The 17,699-nt window shown below is 52.8% G+C and carries 18 protein-coding genes; 9 read left to right on the forward strand and 9 right to left on the reverse strand.

Features of this window, described 5'->3' with window-relative positions:
• Positions 1–63: 63 nt before the first annotated feature.
• From dksA to FKW31_RS16035, 7 genes are all read right to left on the reverse strand, one after another.
• Positions 64–477, reverse strand: a complete 414-nt coding sequence (gene dksA / locus FKW31_RS08035) for an RNA polymerase-binding protein DksA (RefSeq protein WP_003626519.1) — start codon at positions 475–477, stop codon at positions 64–66.
• Between the two features lie 215 nt (positions 478–692).
• Positions 693–1,967 (reverse strand): O-antigen ligase, encoded by a 1,275-nt coding sequence (locus FKW31_RS08040; protein ID WP_150178251.1) that lies wholly within the window; start codon positions 1,965–1,967, stop codon positions 693–695.
• A gap of 61 nt (positions 1,968–2,028) precedes the next feature.
• Positions 2,029–2,598, reverse strand: a complete 570-nt coding sequence (gene ssb / locus FKW31_RS08045; protein ID WP_150178252.1) for a single-stranded DNA-binding protein — start codon at positions 2,596–2,598, stop codon at positions 2,029–2,031.
• Between the two features lie 79 nt (positions 2,599–2,677).
• The gene (gene rsmD, locus FKW31_RS08050; protein WP_150178253.1) at positions 2,678–3,262 is read right to left on the reverse strand and encodes a 16S rRNA (guanine(966)-N(2))-methyltransferase RsmD; all 585 of its coding nucleotides are present in this window, start codon (positions 3,260–3,262) and stop codon (positions 2,678–2,680) included.
• A gap of 8 nt (positions 3,263–3,270) precedes the next feature.
• Positions 3,271–4,038, reverse strand: a complete 768-nt coding sequence (locus FKW31_RS08055; protein WP_150178254.1) for a pseudouridine synthase — start codon at positions 4,036–4,038, stop codon at positions 3,271–3,273.
• Positions 4,035–4,766, reverse strand: coding sequence for a gamma-glutamyl-gamma-aminobutyrate hydrolase family protein (locus FKW31_RS08060; RefSeq protein WP_150178255.1), 732 nt, complete (start codon positions 4,764–4,766; stop codon positions 4,035–4,037). The genes FKW31_RS08055 and FKW31_RS08060 overlap by 4 nt, the downstream gene beginning before the upstream one ends.
• 122 nt (positions 4,767–4,888) lie before the next feature.
• On the reverse strand, positions 4,889–5,041 hold the full coding sequence (locus FKW31_RS16035; RefSeq protein ID WP_003626506.1) for a hypothetical protein: 153 nt from the start codon (positions 5,039–5,041) through the stop codon (positions 4,889–4,891).
• A gap of 217 nt (positions 5,042–5,258) precedes the next feature.
• Here FKW31_RS16035 and FKW31_RS08070 point away from each other — a divergent pair, with 217 nt between their 5' ends.
• The gene (locus FKW31_RS08070; RefSeq protein ID WP_150178256.1) at positions 5,259–5,714 is read left to right on the forward strand and encodes a nucleoside deaminase; all 456 of its coding nucleotides are present in this window, start codon (positions 5,259–5,261) and stop codon (positions 5,712–5,714) included.
• Positions 5,715–5,890: 176 nt separating this feature from the next.
• The gene (locus tag FKW31_RS08075; RefSeq protein ID WP_035353081.1) at positions 5,891–7,459 is read left to right on the forward strand and encodes a Do family serine endopeptidase; all 1,569 of its coding nucleotides are present in this window, start codon (positions 5,891–5,893) and stop codon (positions 7,457–7,459) included.
• 68 nt (positions 7,460–7,527) lie between these two features.
• On the opposite strand, the gene FKW31_RS08080 is transcribed toward FKW31_RS08075, so the two are convergent.
• Positions 7,528–8,340: a Crp/Fnr family transcriptional regulator gene (locus FKW31_RS08080; protein WP_006115589.1), complete on the reverse strand. Its 813-nt coding sequence runs from the start codon at positions 8,338–8,340 to the stop codon at positions 7,528–7,530.
• A gap of 277 nt (positions 8,341–8,617) precedes the next feature.
• Here FKW31_RS08080 and FKW31_RS08085 point away from each other — a divergent pair, with 277 nt between their 5' ends.
• From FKW31_RS08085 to FKW31_RS08110, 6 genes are all read left to right on the forward strand, one after another.
• Positions 8,618–9,451, forward strand: coding sequence for an OmpW family protein (locus tag FKW31_RS08085; RefSeq protein WP_035353084.1), 834 nt, complete (start codon positions 8,618–8,620; stop codon positions 9,449–9,451).
• Between the two features lie 8 nt (positions 9,452–9,459).
• A complete protein-coding gene (gene hemN, locus FKW31_RS08090) occupies positions 9,460–10,845 on the forward strand; it encodes an oxygen-independent coproporphyrinogen III oxidase (protein WP_063354748.1) in 1,386 nt (461 codons plus the stop codon).
• Positions 10,846–10,980: 135 nt separating this feature from the next.
• Entirely contained in the window at positions 10,981–11,658 is a 678-nt protein-coding gene (locus tag FKW31_RS08095; RefSeq protein WP_063354747.1) for a 2OG-Fe(II) oxygenase, read from the forward strand.
• 112 nt (positions 11,659–11,770) lie between these two features.
• Entirely contained in the window at positions 11,771–13,408 is a 1,638-nt protein-coding gene (locus tag FKW31_RS08100; RefSeq protein WP_063354746.1) for an electron transfer flavoprotein-ubiquinone oxidoreductase, read from the forward strand.
• A gap of 63 nt (positions 13,409–13,471) precedes the next feature.
• Positions 13,472–14,221: an electron transfer flavoprotein subunit beta/FixA family protein gene (locus tag FKW31_RS08105; RefSeq protein ID WP_006115584.1), complete on the forward strand. Its 750-nt coding sequence runs from the start codon at positions 13,472–13,474 to the stop codon at positions 14,219–14,221.
• Between the two features lie 2 nt (positions 14,222–14,223).
• Positions 14,224–15,150: an FAD-binding protein gene (locus tag FKW31_RS08110; protein ID WP_063354745.1), complete on the forward strand. Its 927-nt coding sequence runs from the start codon at positions 14,224–14,226 to the stop codon at positions 15,148–15,150.
• Between the two features lie 77 nt (positions 15,151–15,227).
• Here the strand turns inward: FKW31_RS08110 and FKW31_RS08115 are convergent, their stop codons facing one another.
• The gene (locus tag FKW31_RS08115; protein ID WP_150178257.1) at positions 15,228–15,869 is read right to left on the reverse strand and encodes a TetR/AcrR family transcriptional regulator; all 642 of its coding nucleotides are present in this window, start codon (positions 15,867–15,869) and stop codon (positions 15,228–15,230) included.
• Between the two features lie 83 nt (positions 15,870–15,952).
• Between FKW31_RS08115 and FKW31_RS08120 the strand changes: the two genes are divergently transcribed.
• A complete protein-coding gene (locus tag FKW31_RS08120; RefSeq protein WP_116100200.1) occupies positions 15,953–17,542 on the forward strand; it encodes an efflux transporter outer membrane subunit in 1,590 nt (529 codons plus the stop codon).
• Positions 17,543–17,699: the final 157 nt, after the last annotated feature.

Raw genomic sequence — 17,699 nt, forward strand, 5'->3', positions numbered from 1 at the left:
CGGGCGTTCTAGCTGTTCGCGCGGAACGCCGCAAGACCAGATACGGTAAAAAAGACGAAAAAATTAATCGTCGCGGTGGGTTTTTTCCATGCGCTCGTGCTGCTCCTGCGCTTCAATGGAAAGTGTGGCAATGGGGCGTGCCTCCAGCCGTTTCAGGCCAATGGGCTCACCCGTTTCTTCACAGTAACCATATGTGCCGTTTTCAACTCGCTGCAAAGCAAGGTTGATCTTGCCAATCAGCTTGCGGGCACGGTCTCGCGTACGCAGTTCCAGCGCACGGTCTGTTTCCACACTGGCACGGTCAGTAATATCAGCTTCATGGATGCCGCCTTCAGAAAGGCTGGCAAGCGTATCTCCTGCTTCTTTAAGAAGGTCGGCGCGCCATTTAAGCAATTTCTGCCGGAAGTACTCCGTCTGAAGGGGATTCATGAACTCTTCATCTTCAGAGGGGCGATAATCTGGCGGTAAGGTAATCATGTCTGTCGTCAGCCTTTGCAATGACAGGCAGCCTGCCTTGAAAGAATGACGCGGCTTATAGCGGCATCCCGCTCACCCGCCAACAATTTTATGGGGCTAAAACGCAGAAAAGCGACAAAGGATAAAGTAAGAGTAAGAAAAGACTGCATTTAAAATGAGTAATGAAAAAATATTTTAAGAAAGTTCCCGTTTTTATAAACGCTTTCTTAACAAAATTATGCACGTTTTTGTGAGCTTGATGCTGCTATAAGCCAACCAACAAACATAAAAATCCATCCCGCAGTGGGGAAAGAAAAAACAGCGCTGGTTGAAGTAATGGGCCATAACAGAATGCAACAGGCTACAAAGAGCATGGCTTGCTGCGGATGGTGTTCTACATCCAGCGCTTGCCAGCCAATGCGCACCCATTGAAAAGCCAAACCTATAAATGCCACAAGGCCCGGTAAACCAGCCGTTGTGGCAACTTGCAGATAATAGTTGTGCGGATGAATATTACAGCCCCGATCCGTATCATTTGTAAGCGTTTCTATGCCTAGAAAAGATAAGGCATGTGTTTGGATAGGGACGTGGCAGAAATTCCTAAAGCCATCCATACCCAGCCCCGTCCAAGGGTGTTGGGCAACCATAGCAATGGCGGAACGGAAAAGCTTACCGTAGTCGCTTTGGGCAAAATGATGCAACTGATCAGAAAATTTTAGGACAAGTTTGGCGTAAACAGGCGGAGAGATGACAGGCAAGCAGGCAATCAACCCACCAGCGCACGCAAGAATGAGGCCAAAGGGCAAGCGAAAGCGGGGAAAGATAAATGCCGTAAGAGACAGCCCAAAAAAGAGCAGCACACAGCTCATACGCTGGCCGATCAGCACCATGGTTGTAACGCCCAGCAACAGAAGCGCACAGCCAAGAACCCAGTATTTCAGCTTATTTTGGCGTAACAGGCGTAAAACGCTTGGCATAATGCCGGGAAAAAACAGCATCAGCAGCGTAAACCCCGCGCGGGGTTTTGTGAATGGCCCTGTCAGGCTGCCATCACCCCAGCGCGGCATTCCCATCAGGTTTGTGCCGGTTAGATACTGTTGCCAACATTGGCTTATCAGCCACAAAGCGGCCAGTAAGCAGATGCGTTCCAGCCACATGCGTTGTGCTTTAGTGGCAAGAAGCCAGCATTGTAGTGCCACGCAAAACAGAAAAAGCCGAGGCAGGCAAAGCGCCTGCACCCATTCCCCCGTAATGCCAACACGCATGGAAGAAAGCAGGCATAATCCGCAAAATAATGCGGCCAGTTTAAGCCACGGTTGTTTAATCCATTGCCAGTCCTGCAACAGGACACTGTGCAACAGAAACAGCCCCCCGATGATAGAAGCAAACGTGTCCGAAAGGGCGCGGCTATAGAATAGAAAAAATGGGAAGATACTCAGGCACACCAAACCTGCTGCTGTGAGATATCCAGCCAGCTTAATACGGAATGGGGAAGAAACAGCAGGAAGCATGTCTGGAATGGATAAGGCTGGCCATAAGATAGTGCAGCCAGCCTCCAATCAGTTGGGTTGATTAGAACGGGATTTCGTCATCAAGATCCCCGTTGCCGCCAGATGCATCCCAGCCGCCGGAGTTATTGCCGCCGCTGCGCTGCGCTGGCGGCTGGCGTGGTGCGGATGATGGAGCGCCATAAGAAGCACTACCGCTGCCCCCACTGTTGTAGCCACCGTAGCTGCTGCCGCTTCCACCGCTAAAGCCACCGCCGCCTTCGCTTTCACCTTCGCCACTATTGCGGCTATCCAGCAGCACCAGTTCACCACGGAAGCGGTCAATAATCACTTCCGTTGTATAGCGTTCCTGACCACCCTGATCTGTCCATTTTCTGGTTTGCAGGGAGCCTTCCAGATAAACCTTGCGGCCTTTGCGCAGGAAACGTTCGGCCACATCTGCCAGCCGTTCATTAAAAATGACTACGCGATGCCATTCTGTGCGTTCACGCCGTTCACCAGATGCGCGGTCATTCCATGTGTCGCTGGTGGCCAGAGAGAAGGAAACAATCTTTGCACCGCTCTGGCTGGAGCGCACTTCGGGGTCTTTGCCCAGATTGCCGACCAGAATAACCTTGTTAACGCTGCCAGCCATGAATGCCGTTACCTTCTATTTGCGTAAAATCCATTTTCGTTCTGCCTGTGTAGCGCACCTGCTGGAACGTGTAAAAAGCTTAAAGACGCCAGATAGAAAATCGGGCTGCGCCATGTTGGCGTTCTGCTAGAAAAACGGGTGGGCTTGCCGTTTCTAACGCTTCTTCTTGGGTGGAAAAAGGTAAAGCTTCCTCACGCCCTGTTTCAATAGCCGCAATGGCGTCTGGAGCAATCCAGCCTTTGCTTTGTAGGGCTTTGAGGGCGCGCTCAGGCAGCTTCTGGTGATAGGGGGGATCTAGAAACACCAATCTAGCCGAGGCCGTGCAGGCCGGTGGGGAGATGACATCCCGCGCAATCACGGTGCAGCTATCTTCCCATTTGCAGGCTTGAATATTGGCCCGTAACGCGGCTAGGGCAGGGCGGCTCGTTTCGAAGAAAGTTGCATGCTTTGCCCCGCGAGAAAGCGCTTCTAGTCCCAGTGCGCCTGTGCCAGCAAATGCGTCCAGCACATGCGCGCCTGAGAGAAGTGTAGGCCCACCCCAAGGTGCATGTAGCAGCATATCAAACAAGGCCTGCCGTACACGGTCTGCCGTGGGGCGTGTAATCTGCCCTGTGGGGGCTGTTAGTAGCCGCCCTTTACGGCTGCCAGCAATAATCCGAACCATTAATCTGCCTATTTTGCAGGTGCGCGTTGGGTGGTTGGGGTCTTTTCTGTTGCTTTGGGGAGCTGATCACGCAGCACGCGGGGAGAAACTTCTTCCAGTTCACGGCGCAGCAAAGTGCCAAGCTGAAAAGGCCCATAACTGGTGCGTATCAGGCGGCTGACGTGCAGGTTCATGCCCGCCATTACCTTACGGATTTCACGGTTTTTCCCTTCCTTGAGGGAAACTGTCAGCCACGCATTGTCACCCTTGCGCGAATCCAGAACAGCATGGATAGGGCCGTAACGCACACCATCAAACACGCTGCCTTGGGCAAGGCTTGCCAAGCGTTCTTCATCCACCACGCCAAAGACGCGCACTCGGTAGCGGCGTAGCCAGCCGTTGGAGGGAAGTTCCAGCCTGCGGGCTAGCTCGCCATCATTGGTGAGCAGCAGCAGTCCTTCACTGTTCAGATCAAGGCGTCCAACGCTGATAACGCGTGGCATACCCTCTGGCAGGGAGGCAAAAACCGTAGGCCGACCTTCCGGGTCTTTGTGCGTTGTCACCAAGCCATCTGGCTTATGGTAACGCCACAAACGGGTGCGTTCCGGGGCTGAAACGGGTTCTCCATCAACCTGCACAATATCGCCATTTGTTACAAAGGTGGCAGGGTGTGTTACCGGCTGGCCATTCAGGCGGATGCGGTTTTCCTCTATCATGCGCTCCGCATCACGGCGGCTGGCAACGCCACTGCGGGCCAGCCATTTTGCTATGCGTTCCCCTCGGGTTTCCTGCGTCACGCTGAATCTCCTGCTGCCTGTATGAAGGCTTTGAAAAGTGCTTTGTCTGCGGGGTCTATGCCAAATTCCGGGTGCCATTGCACCCCAAGGCAAAAAGAATGTGTGGGATCTTCAATCCCCTCAATAATACCATCTTCTGCTACAGCGTTAATAATGCATCTTCCCGGTGTTTTGACAGCCTGATGGTGGGATGAATTAACGCCAATACGTGCGGGGTTGTGCGTAATACGGGCCAATAAGGTATCCGGCGTGACCGTTACACTGTGGCTTGCTTCATCCCGTGGGTTTGGCTGTTCGTGCGGAAGGGCTGTGGGGCATTCTTCTGGAATGTGCTGGATCAGGCTGCCGCCAAGGGCCACGGCTATAAGTTGCATGCCACCGCATATACCTAAAACCGGCATATCACGCTGTAAGGCCTCAGCCAGATAAGCAGCCTCAGCCTGCGTGCGGCGAGGGCGCAAGCTTACGGTGGGGTGCACATGCGTTTCCCCATATAGAGAGGGATCAATATCAAATGCGCCACCCGTTATAATCAATCCGTCCAGCAGGTGCATGTAATCGGCACAAAGCTGCGGAAACAAAGGCAACGCAACAGGCAGCCCGCCTGCGGTGGAAACGGCAGACATATAATTTTCCCGCATGGCATACCATTTGAAGCGGGAATAACGGCCTTCACCGCCATCTTCCAAATCAAGCGTAATACCAATAACGGGACGTTTTTCTATCATATGCCACTATCCTGAAAGAACGGAAAAGAAAGAGAGGCAATACCGTTCTTTCAGGGGTATGTAGCAAAGTACTGGCGCGGGAAACAAAAACCCGTGCGACCAATCCGTTTCTGGCTTGCCTGTTAGCGGGACAGAAAGGAAGGAATACTGATAGGAAGCGTTTTGGTGGCGGTGGGGGGCGGCGCCAAGGTTGCCGGTTCGTAATTGACACCGTCTGCAATGGCGAGACCAAATCCAATGGCCGCAGCAGCCAGAATGAAAGACAGGCTATGCATGTTTCTGACCCTCCTCAATCGGGTTTGGTATGCTTGAAAAACAACCCCAAAGGTACCCTCACGCTCTGTTACAGAACAGATTAAGGCTCCTTTAAGGCAGGATGACAAAAAAGCATGCACGATTGCAAGAAGAATCTGGATATTTTCTAGTAGATACAAAGCGAAAAAAACCTGAACGTTTCGGATGGCAGAGAGTAACATTTCGTGAGTACGCGGCATGACTAAACAAAACGGCATGGAGCTGGCGTTGTGGCAGGCGCATCTTGCTGCTGCAAACGGAGAAGTGCCGGTGGGGGCCGTGCTGCTGGATAGCGCCGGAAACGTGTTGGCGCAGGCAGGTAACCGCGTTGAAGAGCTGCATGATCCATCAGCTCATGCTGAAATGTTGGTCATGCGCGAAGCCGTGCAACAGCGGCAGGGGCAAAAGCTGGCAGACTGCACCTTATTTGTCTCGCTTGAACCATGCCCTATGTGCGCGGCGGCTATGGCGCATTTTCGGCTGGGGAGGGTGGTGTTTGGCGCGTATGACCCCAAAGGCGGTGGCGTAGAGCACGGTGCACGCTTGCCGCATCGCCTCGAAACCTTACATCGTATGGAAGTTATAGGCGGCGTAAGGGAGCAGGAATCGGCGGAAATGCTGAAAACTTTTTTCCAGACATTACGCTGCCGATAACATCTTGTGAAATTATCAAAGAGACAGCTTTTTTTTCTTGGTTGAGAAACCATGTTAGCGTTGTAGGCGTAAGGCACTGTAAACTCTGGGCAATCTGTGGTGGCTGCCAGAGAGGGGTGTTTGGACCGTCCGGGAATTGTCCTGTCGGGATAAAACAAGGAACAGTCGAAGTCGTGATGTCGGGAAAATCTGTGACAAAAGTTTGGGCGCGGAACAGACGCCGTAATTGGCTCTCAGCCCTTCTGGCAAGCTGTGTATTGGTAACGGCCGCCGCTCCATGGTGCAGCACGCCAGCACGCGCAGAAGCTGATAGTGTTATTAAGCCGAACACCCCCACTTCTCAGCGTATTCCGGATTTTGTCAGTCTGGTTAAGCAGGTTAAGCCGGCCGTGGTGTCTATTACATCCATGATCCGCGCAGATGCCGTGGAAGGGGATGGCGGCGGTATGGGCGGCATGCCTTTCCCGTTCCCGTTTCCTTTCCAGATGATGCCGCAGCCTTCTCATCAGACGATTGAGGCCAGAGGCTCCGGCTTTGTGATTTCAGCCGATGGTTACGTGGTGACCAACAACCATGTGGTCAAAGGCGCCACCAAGGTTACGGTAACATTGGATGATGGCACAACGCTGCCTGCCAAGGTGGTAGGGCGTGATGGCAAAACCGATCTGGCGCTTCTGAAGGTGACAACGTCTGAAAAACTACCCTTTATTGAACTGGGGGAATCAGATGATGTGCAGCCCGGTGAATGGGTGATTGCCGTTGGCAATCCGTATGGGCTGGGTGGCACTGTTACGGCTGGTATTGTTTCTGCCCGTGGCCGAGATATTAACGAAGGCCCTTACGATAACTTCATTCAGGTTGATGCGCCCATTAATCGTGGGAATTCCGGCGGCCCGCTGTTTACACAGGATGGTAAGGTTGTTGGGGTGAATACCGCCATTCTCTCACCTTCTGGCGGGGGGTCTATTGGCATCGGGTTTGCGATTCCATCGGATACCGTGCGCAATGTGGTCGAGCAGCTTCGCAAAACGGGGCATGTGGTACGCGGCTATCTGGGCGTAAATGCACAGGTTATTTCTCCTGTTATGGCGCGCGCCCTTGGTTTGCCGGCTCCCTCCACACCGGGGGCACCGCCAGTTGGTGCGCTGGTTGCAAGCGTAAGCCCCGGTAGTCCGGCTGAAAAAGTTGGCCTGAAATCGGAAGATGTGATTACCGATTTTAATGGGCAGAAAGTCAGCAACCCACATGATCTGGCTGTGCGCGTGGCGTCTATGGCACCGGGTAAGCAGGCTACAATCGGTTATCTACGCGGCGGTAAAGCCCAGACAGCTACCGTTACAATCGGAGATCTGAAAACTGCTTCCAGTGATGGCAGCAGCGGCAGCAATACGGATGTTGCACGTGGCCAGCGGCTTGGTATTGCCTTGGCACCCCTTTCTCGCGATGTGCGCCAGCAGTTGGGGCTTTCGGCAGATGTGCGCGGCGTTGTTGTGAGTGACGTTGATCCTGGTTCCCCGGCAGATCAGGCGGGTATTCGGCCAGGAGATGTCATTCAGGCTATTGGCAGTCAGGCTGTGGATTCCCCGCGGGCGGCGGTGGCCAGCGTAAAGGCCGCACTGGCGTCTAAAAAGCCTGTGTTGTTGCGGGTTATGCGGGATAATCAGTCTCTGTTTATCGCGATCTCTCCAGATGGCAGTAATAATGCCCCGTCATCTGATGATGGCGGTGATGACGACGATAACTAAAAAATTGAGGTTATCCGAATCGTTGGAAAGGCTGGTTCAGAAATGGGCCAGCCTTTTTCTTTTATGCGCTAAATGGATTTAAGGCCGTAAGCGATGTCTTGCAGATTGGGCAGGGAAAGAATGCGGATGCAGTGATTTTCTGTGCCCGAAATAATTTTATCACGGCGGAGGGCGCTGATGGTGCGGCTTACCGTTTCAATTGTCAGCCCCAGATAGTCTGCAATATCCACACGTGTCATGGGCACAGAAGCTGTGGTTTCTGCATCGGGATCATGCGGATAGGTGCGGTGATATTGTTTGATCCGGTCTAGAAGAAAGCTGGCAACTTTTTCTTTGGCGGTTTTGCGCCCTAACAGCAGCATCTGTTCCTGTGCATCAGCCAATTCATGCGTGACAGCCGAGAGGAGATGGCGGGCAAATCCTGGGTATTCGGCCAATAAATTTTCTATCTGCGCATGTGTGCAGCGGCACAATAATACAGTGCTTACGGTTTCTGCCCCAAAAGAATAGGTGCGTGAGTTACTAAGGCCAACAAACTGGCCTGCATCTGCAAATCCGGTAATCTGGCGGCGTCCATCTGGTAGAGATTTAAACAGTTTAACTGTGCCGCTAATAACATTGAAAAAAGCAGATGCCGGTGTGCCTTCTTCAATAACTGCCGTGCCCGGAGGCAAGGAAATCTGACGTGTGGCGTGTGCCAAAACCGCCACATCCTGATCTTCTATGCTGCTGCACAGGTTATACTCGCGCACCTTGCACATCAAACATCGAGTGGAATCGGTATCTGTGCGTCCGGTGCGTTTGCCAACGGAATGAAGTGCCTGAGCGGAAGGAGAAGGTGGCATGGAAGCAGAATCCGGAAAACCCGGTACCTTCAGCATTATGGCGAACGTGCTGGACCGGAAAGAAAAGGAATATGTGGCGTAACTATTATGTCCTTGTTGATATAAATCAATAATGCGCAGTTGTCTGGGGTGGATTGGTTACAATTTGCCCTAGCTATAGGCCTTAAAATGCGCTGTGGTTAAAATGACACAGTATTGTCGCATATGGGGCGGAGATGTCTGGGATTTGATCTAAATCAAGGCTGGAAGAACGCGCGCATGATTTTTCCCGCTTCAGATATTGTTCTCTAGCGCAGTGGAAAGACACACAGGCATGGTCAAGTTCCGTTCCCTTTTTACGGCAGTGGTGGCTGGCGTTGCCGCTCTGGCCGGTACCGCCAAAGCTCAGACAACAGCTCCTAACGCTGCATATGTGAATGCACCGGTCATGCAGCGCATTCCCGATGCACCAAAGCCGGGTGCGGGGCATTGTGGCCTGTTTGAAACCTGCGCCAGCACAAAGATCGGTCTTGGCCGTGGGGACTTCATGATCCGTTTGTCCGGTGTGGGCGTTCTGCCGCAGGATCGTGATAGCAAGGCTTGGCTGACAGCTCCTGGCCTTGGTCTGAACCATCTGCCATTGAACAACACGCATCTTTCCACCACCAATCAGGCCATGCCGGAACTGACGGTGGAATACTTCATCACAGACAACCTGTCTGTTGATCTGATTGCCACCAGCACCCGTCATGAAGTGGCTGCGCTGGGTAGCGATGTGCCTTCTCTGGGTGGCCCCCGCAAGCTGGATGTTGGTAGCGCATGGGTTCTGCCCCCAACGGTAACATTCGCTTGGCATTTCCGTCCGCATAAGCGCTTCAACCCATATGTGGGTGTGGGTGCAACGGCTATGTGGTTCCACAACATGAACGGTAACCGTGGTTCTGCTCTGGGTCTGACCAAGCTGAACGCTGGCTTCACCGGTGGCCCGTCTGTTAACGTTGGTTTCGATTACCAGATCGTGGGCAACTGGTTCTTCAACGCAGATGTCAAACAGATGTTCGTGCGTATGCATGCTTGGGTTGAAAACCCGGCAGAAAGCCTGAAAGTGAAAGCACACGAATCTCTGGATCCGACAGTGGTTTCCGCTGGTATCGCTTACCGGTTCTAAGGCACATTATGGGCGCGGTATCCGTATCTGATCTGATTTCCCGCTACGGTGGGAATCTGCCGCGCTATACAAGTTACCCGACCGCAGCCAGCTTTACGGAAGCGGTCGGCCCCCAACAGGTTGCAGGTTGGTTGAAAGCACTGCCTGAGAATGAACCTGTCTCCCTCTATTTTCATGTTCCTTTTTGCGATGAACTCTGCCGGTTTTGTGGGTGCAACACATCCGTTATGCGGCATGAGGATGGGCGCTTAGCTTACGGTGATCTTCTGCGTGAGGAAATGCGCCGTATTGTGGCCCTTGTAGGGGAACAACGCACAGTAAAGCATGTGCAGTTTGGTGGCGGCACGCCTACCACTTTGCCTCCGCATGCTTTGCGGCAGATTATACGCTCTATCCGAACATTTTTTCAGTTTGATCCACAAGCCGAATTGGCGATGGAGCTTGATCCTCGGCATGTGCCGCAGGATTATCCTGCGTTGCTAGGTGATTTGGGTTTTACCCGTATTAGCCTCGGCGTGCAGGATCTGGAACCTCGGGTGCAGGAAGCGTGTGGTCGTCATCAGTCTTTTGAGCAGACGCAAGCAAGTATTCAGGCAGCGCGTGCCGCTGGTGTGTCTGGCGTGAATATTGATCTGATTTACGGCTTACCTTACCAGACAGTAGAAAGCGTGGGCGCAACGGCGCTTAAAATTGCCTCCTTACGGCCAGATCGGCTGGCGGTATTTGGGTATGCGCATGTGCCGTGGAAGCAAAAGCGGCAGCGCCTGATCCCGGAAGCCTCCTTGCCGAAGTCTGATGAAAGACTGGCGCAGCGGGCGGAAATAGATCGGGTTTTGCAGGCACAGGGCTACCAACCCATAGGGTTAGATCATTACGCTCTACCAGAAGATGGTTTGGCTAAAGCAGCCAAAGCTGGAGCGCTACATCGTAACTTTCAGGGTTATACAACAGATTCCTGCCCTGTTTTGTTAGGGATGGGGGCTTCGGCCATTTCCATGTTGCCTGCCGGGTTTGCCCAGAACATTACAAGTGTGGCCGCTTATGCGCGGGCAATGGCTGAAAATTCCGATTCTCTCCCGGTAGCGCGTGGCGTTGCTTTTACGGAAGATGACAAACTGCGCGGGGCCATTATTGAACGCATTATGTGCGATATGGCTGTTGACCTTGCCGCTGTAGGGCAGGGGTACGATTTTTCTGAAGAGCTTGCACAGCTTCGTCCATTTGAGCAGGATGAGTTGGTGAAGATTGATGGCCAGAACATCAGCGTTACTGCGTTTGGCCGGCCTTTTGTAAGGCATGTGGCTGCTGTGTTTGATACGCGGCGGCGTGCTTTGCAGCAGCAGGCACAGGCAACAGGGCAAGGTGCTGCACCACAGTTTTCTGCTGCTCTTTAAGTAGAACCAAGCCTTGATTGTGCCAGTATTTTGGCGCAAGGAAGGAAAGCTTCCCATGAAAGGGAGCTATGCAAGACAGCCATAGCGCTGCCTTTATCCAGCCGATATTCTGTGACAGCTGAAGGATCGGACGCCATGAGTCCTGATGCCACTGCTCCCGATCAGAGCGGGACATTCTCTCTGCCAAATTTGCTGGCGCAAACGCCAGTGGCCTCTCACCCTTTTCCACATTGGATGTTGGCAAATGTGCTGGAGCCAGATGCCTGCAAGGCATTATTGGCATGGGATCCAGGCGAGTCGGCTATTGCAGGGGATGTGGGCGGTCGGCGTGAAACACGGAACAAGTCTCGCGTGTTTGTTGATCCCGCGGTTCGTCAGCAAGATGAACGCTTAAACCGTATGGCGCATTTGCTGGATAGTGATGCCATGCGGCATGCGTTTGAACGTGTCTGTAATGTAAAATTGGATACAGCAGCGCTGCGTCTGGAATTGTGTCTGGATTCGGATGGCTTCTGGTTAGAGCCACATACGGATATTGGGGCTAAAAAACTTACCCTGCTTATCTCTCTTTCCACTGGGGAAGGAGCCGATGAACTGGGGACAGATTTGATGACTCCAGATGGCAAATCAGTTGCACGTGCTTCTGGGGCATTTAATTCGGCCGTGCTTTTTATTCCGTCTGACAAAACATGGCACGGTTTTGTAAAGCGGCCCATTAAAGGTACGCGTCGCACATTGATTGTTAATTTTGTTGATCAGAACTGGCGGGCAGTGCACGAACTAGCGTTTGGGCCGCGCTCTGTTCAGCACTAATTTTTCTGACATGGCTGTTTCTGGCAGAACGGGCCTGCGTGCCCGTTTTTGCAATTCTGCGCCAAATCGGGTTTAGGAAAGCAGCATATCTTTAAACGGGGATGAAACGGGAATGAGCGAGCCTGTGCGGGAATCGATGGAATTTGATGTCGTTATTGTTGGGGGCGGCCCGGCTGGGTTGGCTGCTGCAATTCGCCTACGCCAGCTTTCTCCAGATCTGAGCGTCTGCCTGATTGAAAAAGGCAGCGAGATCGGGGCGCATATTGTTTCCGGGGCCGTTATTGAACCCCGCGCACTGGCAGAACTCATTCCTGATTGGAAGGAACGTGGTGCGCCGCTGAACACGCCGGTAACATCGGAAGATATGTTGTATCTGACCGAAACCGGCAGCCTGCGCGTGCCCCTGCTGGATAAAGTCATGCCGCACATGGCCAACCACGGCAATTATATTGTCAGCCTTGGGGAAGTCTGCCGCTGGTTAGCCACGCAGGCAGAAGAACTGGGCGTGGAAATCTATCCAGGTTTTGCCGGTGCCGATGTAATTATCGAGCGTAACCGCGTGGTTGGTGTTGTAACGGGAGACATGGGTGTAACCAAAGAAGGCACGCCCGGCCCCAATTACCAGCCCGGTATGGAACTGCGTGCCCGTTACACCTTGTTTGCAGAAGGGTGCCGAGGCTCTCTGACCAAGCAGGTGATGGGGCATTACGATCTGCGCAAGGATGTGGACCCACAAACATACGGCCTTGGCATTAAGGAAGTGTGGGAAATTCCGGCGGAAAAACATCGCCCCGGTTTGGTGCAGCATAGCTTTGGCTGGCCGTTGGATGACAGTACTTATGGTGGTGCATGGTTGTACCACTTTGGCGAAAATCTGGTGTCCTATGGTTTTGTGGTTGGGCTGGATTACGCCAATACGTGGCTTTCTCCTTTTGAAGAAATGCAACGGATCAAGCTGCATCCGGCTTTCCGCCAGCATCTGGAAGGTGGTCGTCGCATCTCTTACGGTGCACGTGCTCTTTCTGAAGGTGGGTTGCAGGCTATCCCGCGCCTAACTTTCCCCGGTGGCGCTTTGATTGGGGATTCTGCTGGCTTCCTGAACGTGCCTAAAATCAAGGGCACCCATACAGCGATGAAGTCCGGCATGCTGGCGGCAGAAGCCGTTGTAGAAGCCATAAAAACCGACCGTGTTGAACCCGGCGTATTTACAGAAAAAGTGCGGCGTTCATGGTTGTGGCCAGAACTACGTTCTGCCCGCAATATTCGTCCGGCTTTTGCGCATTTTGGTGCCAAGGGTGGTGCCGTGTACGCGGCTATTGATGCCATGTTGCTGCGTGGCCGTGCCCCGTGGACACTGCATTTTAAGCATGAAGATAGCGATACCCTTAAGCCTGCTTCTTTGTCTGAAAAGCCGTTCTATCCGAAGCCTGATGGCAAGCTAACGTTTGATCGTCTTTCTTCGGTATTCTTGTCTGCTACGAATCATGAGGAAGATCAGCCGGTGCATCTGCGCCTGCGCAACCCCAGCCTGTGGAAGCCGGTGAACTGGGATGTTTTCCGTGCGCCGGAAAGCCGTTATTGTCCCGCTGGAGTGTATGAAGTGGCAGACGAAGCCACAAATCCACATTTGCAGATCAATGCCCAGAACTGCGTGCACTGCAAAACGTGTGACATCAAGGATCCCGCCCAGAATATAGATTGGACCACGCCAGAAGGTGGTGGTGGTCCTAATTATCCGGCCGGTATGTGAATTTGGAGTAAAGTACGGTAAGGCTGCGTCCGAACCATCCTGCGTCTGCAAGCGAAAGAAGTCATGAAGATACTTGTACCTGTAAAGCGGGTTGTTGATTACAACATCAAACCGCGTGTGAAGGCAGATGGCAGTGGTGTTGATACCACTGGCGTCAAGATGTCCATGAACCCGTTTGATGAAATCGCGGTGGAAGAAGCTGTGCGCCTGCGTGAAAAAGGCGCTGCTTCTGAAGTTGTTGTGGTTTCTGTTGGTGTTCAGAAGGCGCAGGATACGCTGCGCACTGCCATGGCGATGGGTGCAGACCGCGCCATTCTCGTTCTGTCAGAAGAAAGCCCTGAACCTCTGGCCGTAGCCAAAGTGCTGCGTAAGCTGGTTGAAAAGGAAGAGCCCGGTCTGGTTATTCTGGGCAAGCAGGCCATTGATGATGACATGAACGCCACAGGCCAGATGCTTGCTGGCCTGCTTGGCTGGGGGCAGGGCACATTTGCCAGCAAGGTAGAAATTGCTGATGGCCATGCACGTGTTAGCCGTGAAATTGATGGTGGCACGGAGGAAGTTTCCCTCACGCTTCCCGCTATCATCACGGCCGACCTGCGCCTGAACGAGCCACGCTATGCGTCTTTGCCGAACATCATGAAGGCCAAGAAAAAGCCGCTGGAAACCATTGAAGCCGCTGAGCTGGGTGTGGATATGACACCCCGCCTAAGTGTTGTTTCCGTGGCTGAGCCGCCGGAACGCAAGGCTGGCATCAAGGTTGGTTCCGTTGCGGAACTGGTGGAAAAACTGCGTAACGAAGCAAAGGTGATCTGATCATGACCGCTCTTGTTCTTCTGGATCATGAAGAAGGCCAGATCAGAAAGGCCGCTCTGTCTGCTGTAACGGCAGCTACCCAGTTGGGTGAAGTGCATGTGCTGGTGGCGGGTGATGCCTCCATCGCGCAGGCTGCGGCTGCTGTGCCGGGCGTTGCCAAGGTGCTGCACGCAGCAGATGCACGCTATGCACATGAGCTGGCTGAACCTCTGGCTGCTCTTATTGTTTCTCTGGCAGGCCGGTACGATCATATCGTTGCGGCTGCGGGCGCCACGGGCAAAAACGTGCTGCCACGTGCGGCTGCTCTGCTGGATGTGCAGCCTATTCCAGACGTTGTTCGCATTGTGGATGCAGAAACATTTGTGCGTCCCATTTATGCAGGCAATGCTCTGGCCACGGTCAAATCCTCAGATGCTAAAAAAGTGCTGACAGTGCGCAATGCTTCCTTTGATGCAGCAGCATCTACGGGCGGCAATGCTCCGGTAGAAGCTGTGGAAGCAGTGGATGCGCCAGCAGTTTCTAAGTTTGAGGCTGTGCAGCTGTCTGATTCTGAACGTCCAGATCTGGAAACAGCCCGTGTGGTGGTATCCGGTGGGCGCGGAATGCAGAGCGAAGAAAAATTCCATACGCTAGACCCACTGGCAGATGCTCTGGGTGCAGCTATTGGGGCATCTCGCGCTGCTGTGGATTCTGGTTTTGTGCCGAACGAATATCAGGTGGGGCAGACAGGCAAGATTGTTGCGCCTGAACTCTACATGGCCTTCGGTATTTCCGGCGCTATCCAGCATCTTGCTGGCATGAAAGATAGCCGCGTGATTGTGGCGATCAATAAAGACCCAGAAGCTCCCATTTTCCAGGTTGCTGATTATGGAATGGAAGCTGACTTGTTTGAAGTTGTGCCGCAGTTGGTTGAAGAGCTGAAGAAATAAATCTTTGCTCCCAAGCTATTTGCTTAAGCAGCCCCGCATACAATCATGTGTGCGGGGTTTGTTTTTTAGTGGGTATTTTATGTACCATAAGTGGCCAGAAACATGTTTACAGAGGCATGAATAATTTTCTCTTCGTCCTCAGTCATGTTGTCATAGGGCATGTTGAAGCGCTTTCTATGCGCAATTCGTGTCTGGCAAAGTGAGAAAAACTGCTCTGCAGCAAAAACAGGATCATCTGTTTTTAATGTGCCGCGCAGGGTTTGTTCGCGAATCCAGTTGGACAGAGTTTCAATGGCAATGCGTGGGCCATGAGACCAAAAGATGGTTGCAAGTTGCGGGAAGTGCGGGGCCTCAGAAACAATCATCCTATAAAGCATCAAGCTTTCAGGCTGCGTAATCAGTTGCACCATGGCACGGCCTACGGCTGTAAGTGTTTCTTTGGGGGATGCCTCTTTTTGTACGGGGGCCAAGGTAGGGGGGAGTTTTTCCCGGCAGCATTTTTCTACAAAAGCCCCAAAAAGATCAGCTTTATTGGTGAAATAATTATATAATGTGCCCTTAGAAACACCTGCCTCCCGCGCAATGGCAGACATGCTGGCGCCTTCGTAACCGTGTTCAGCAAACACGTTGTAAGCCCCTTTTAAAATCTGCTCTCGCTTTGCTTCTGATTCCCCCGTGCAAGCAGAAGTGAGGGAGGAAACGGAGGAAGATTCGGACATCAGGATTTCAGACTTTAAAGATCAGGCGATTGACGCACAGAGGAAAGAAGGTAGGTTACCATGCTGACCGAACTGGTCGGTCAGTGCAAGGGCTGGTATTTTCTATCAGGCATATCATTTTCGGTGAGGGTGAACGGGTGGCAAAACGGAATGCACAGCGCACAGGCGCGTTGGCGCTGGTTTTCATGCTGGCGGGGTGCATGGTGGGGCCAGATTATAAAAAGCCGGATACATGGTCTCCCTCCCAGTGGCAGCGCGCAGCAAATAAAGATACATCACAGATGCTGAGTGTTCCTACAACGCAAGCGCCAGATCCGCAGTGGTGGGCCATTTTTAATGATCCCGAACTCACATCGCTTGAAAAACGTCTGGCAGATCAGAACCTTGATGTACAGCAAGCCACTGAACAATTTGCAGTTAGTCGTGGTCAGTTACTGCTAGCTGGAGCAGAGCGGTTTCCAGATCTTGCAGCTTCTGGATCATACCGCAGGGCGCAGTATAGCAGCAAACAGTTGCAGCGTATTGTAGAGCGTATTGGTGAAAACGCGGCTGGAACAGGTATGGGGGAAATGCTTTCTGCGCAGTCCTCTTCCATCTCCATTCCTTTGCTGAATCAGTGGCAGGATGGGGTGCAGGCCAGTTGGGAAGTAGATCTTTGGGGCCGTGTGCGCAGGCAGTACGAAGCTGCTAAAGCGTATATGAACGCGACTATGGAAGAGCGCCGAGGTATTCTGATTGCACGGCAGGCGGAGCTGGCGTCAGATTACATGACTCTGCGTAACTTGCAGGAACAGTTGCGCATCACGAAAGAGAATCGTGATGCAGCATCAGCAATCCTGCAATTGAGCTCATCACGTTATAAAAGCGGCTTGGTCAGCGAGCTGGATGTCGATAGCGCGCGTTCAGAGGTGGAGCGGACAAGCGCGCTTATCCCTCAGTTTGAGCAGCGCATTGCTATGCAGATCAATGCGATCAATCTGCTGATGGGCGCGCCTCCAGGCGGATTGAATACGGAATTGGAGCAAACCGCAGGTATTCCGCCAGTGCCGCCGCAAGTGCCTGTTGGTTTGCCATCAGAACTGGCAGAACGTCGCCCCGATATCCGAGAAGCGGGTGAGGAGCTTCATGCCGCTACCGCAGAGGTGGGGCAGGCTGAGGCGGATTTCTATCCAAAAGTCACTATTGATGCGGGCTTTGGTTTCCAGTCCTTCTCTTTCCGCGATATGGGCTTCTGGAGTTCCCGTATGTGGAATGTTGGGCCAGCTATCACGTTGCCTATTTTTCAGGGTGGGCGTCTAACAGGCCAACTGCACATGAAGAAGGCCTCACAAAAAGCTGCCGCCCTGAGGTATCGTAAAACGGTTCTGAACGCATGGAAGGAAGTGGATAACGCCCTTACGGCCTATCAGGCAGAGCAAAAGCGTAATCAGAACATTCGTAACCAGGTTGCGGCAGATGCGCGCTCTCTCGAACTAGCGCAGAGCCAATATAAACATGGGCTCCAAAGTTATCTGCAGGTTTTGGATACGCAGCGCCGGCTTTTGCAGTCTCAGACGCAGTTGGCGGATAGCACCGCAACTATATCGGGTAATTTGGTGCAGCTTTATAATGCCCTTGGGGGAGGTTGGGAGACTGCGTTCCCAGAGAAAACCAAGGCTGTTGCTAAAAACTGAGTGTAAAAATTGGGCGGCCGTATGGCCGCCTTATTTTACGAAAAAATGCACTTCTTTGAAGAATATGAATTTTTTCTGATTTTAGGGATTGACGTTATATTATGGTGGGGTGTAGAAGCTGCTTCACCGAGACGGAGTAGTCTTGGCGGGTTTAGGA

The sequence above is a fragment of the Acetobacter sp. DmW_136 genome (assembly GCF_008690365.1).
GTDB lineage: Bacteria > Pseudomonadota > Alphaproteobacteria > Acetobacterales > Acetobacteraceae > Acetobacter > Acetobacter oryzifermentans.

Excerpts from the sequence above, each read along its gene's own strand:
- FKW31_RS08110 (WP_063354745.1), top strand. The coding sequence starts at position 14,224 with ATGACCGCTCTTGTTCTTCTGGATCATGAAGAAGGCCAGATCAGAAAG.
- FKW31_RS08105 (WP_006115584.1), top strand. The coding sequence starts at position 13,472 with ATGAAGATACTTGTACCTGTAAAGCGGGTTGTTGATTACAACATCAAA.
- FKW31_RS08075 (WP_035353081.1), top strand. The coding sequence starts at position 5,891 with ATGTCGGGAAAATCTGTGACAAAAGTTTGGGCGCGGAACAGACGCCGT.
- rsmD (WP_150178253.1), bottom strand. The coding sequence starts at position 3,262 with ATGGTTCGGATTATTGCTGGCAGCCGTAAAGGGCGGCTACTAACAGCC.
- FKW31_RS08040 (WP_150178251.1), bottom strand. The coding sequence starts at position 1,967 with ATGCTTCCTGCTGTTTCTTCCCCATTCCGTATTAAGCTGGCTGGATAT.
- FKW31_RS08080 (WP_006115589.1), bottom strand. The coding sequence starts at position 8,340 with ATGCTGAAGGTACCGGGTTTTCCGGATTCTGCTTCCATGCCACCTTCT.
- FKW31_RS08095 (WP_063354747.1), top strand. The coding sequence starts at position 10,981 with ATGAGTCCTGATGCCACTGCTCCCGATCAGAGCGGGACATTCTCTCTG.
- FKW31_RS08115 (WP_150178257.1), bottom strand. The coding sequence starts at position 15,869 with ATGTCCGAATCTTCCTCCGTTTCCTCCCTCACTTCTGCTTGCACGGGG.
- FKW31_RS08100 (WP_063354746.1), top strand. The coding sequence starts at position 11,771 with ATGAGCGAGCCTGTGCGGGAATCGATGGAATTTGATGTCGTTATTGTT.
- FKW31_RS16035 (WP_003626506.1), bottom strand. The coding sequence starts at position 5,041 with ATGCATAGCCTGTCTTTCATTCTGGCTGCTGCGGCCATTGGATTTGGT.
- ssb (WP_150178252.1), bottom strand. The coding sequence starts at position 2,598 with ATGGCTGGCAGCGTTAACAAGGTTATTCTGGTCGGCAATCTGGGCAAA.
- hemN (WP_063354748.1), top strand. The coding sequence starts at position 9,460 with ATGGGCGCGGTATCCGTATCTGATCTGATTTCCCGCTACGGTGGGAAT.
- dksA (WP_003626519.1), bottom strand. The coding sequence starts at position 477 with ATGATTACCTTACCGCCAGATTATCGCCCCTCTGAAGATGAAGAGTTC.
- FKW31_RS08070 (WP_150178256.1), top strand. The coding sequence starts at position 5,259 with ATGACTAAACAAAACGGCATGGAGCTGGCGTTGTGGCAGGCGCATCTT.
- FKW31_RS08085 (WP_035353084.1), top strand. The coding sequence starts at position 8,618 with ATGGTCAAGTTCCGTTCCCTTTTTACGGCAGTGGTGGCTGGCGTTGCC.
- FKW31_RS08060 (WP_150178255.1), bottom strand. The coding sequence starts at position 4,766 with ATGATAGAAAAACGTCCCGTTATTGGTATTACGCTTGATTTGGAAGAT.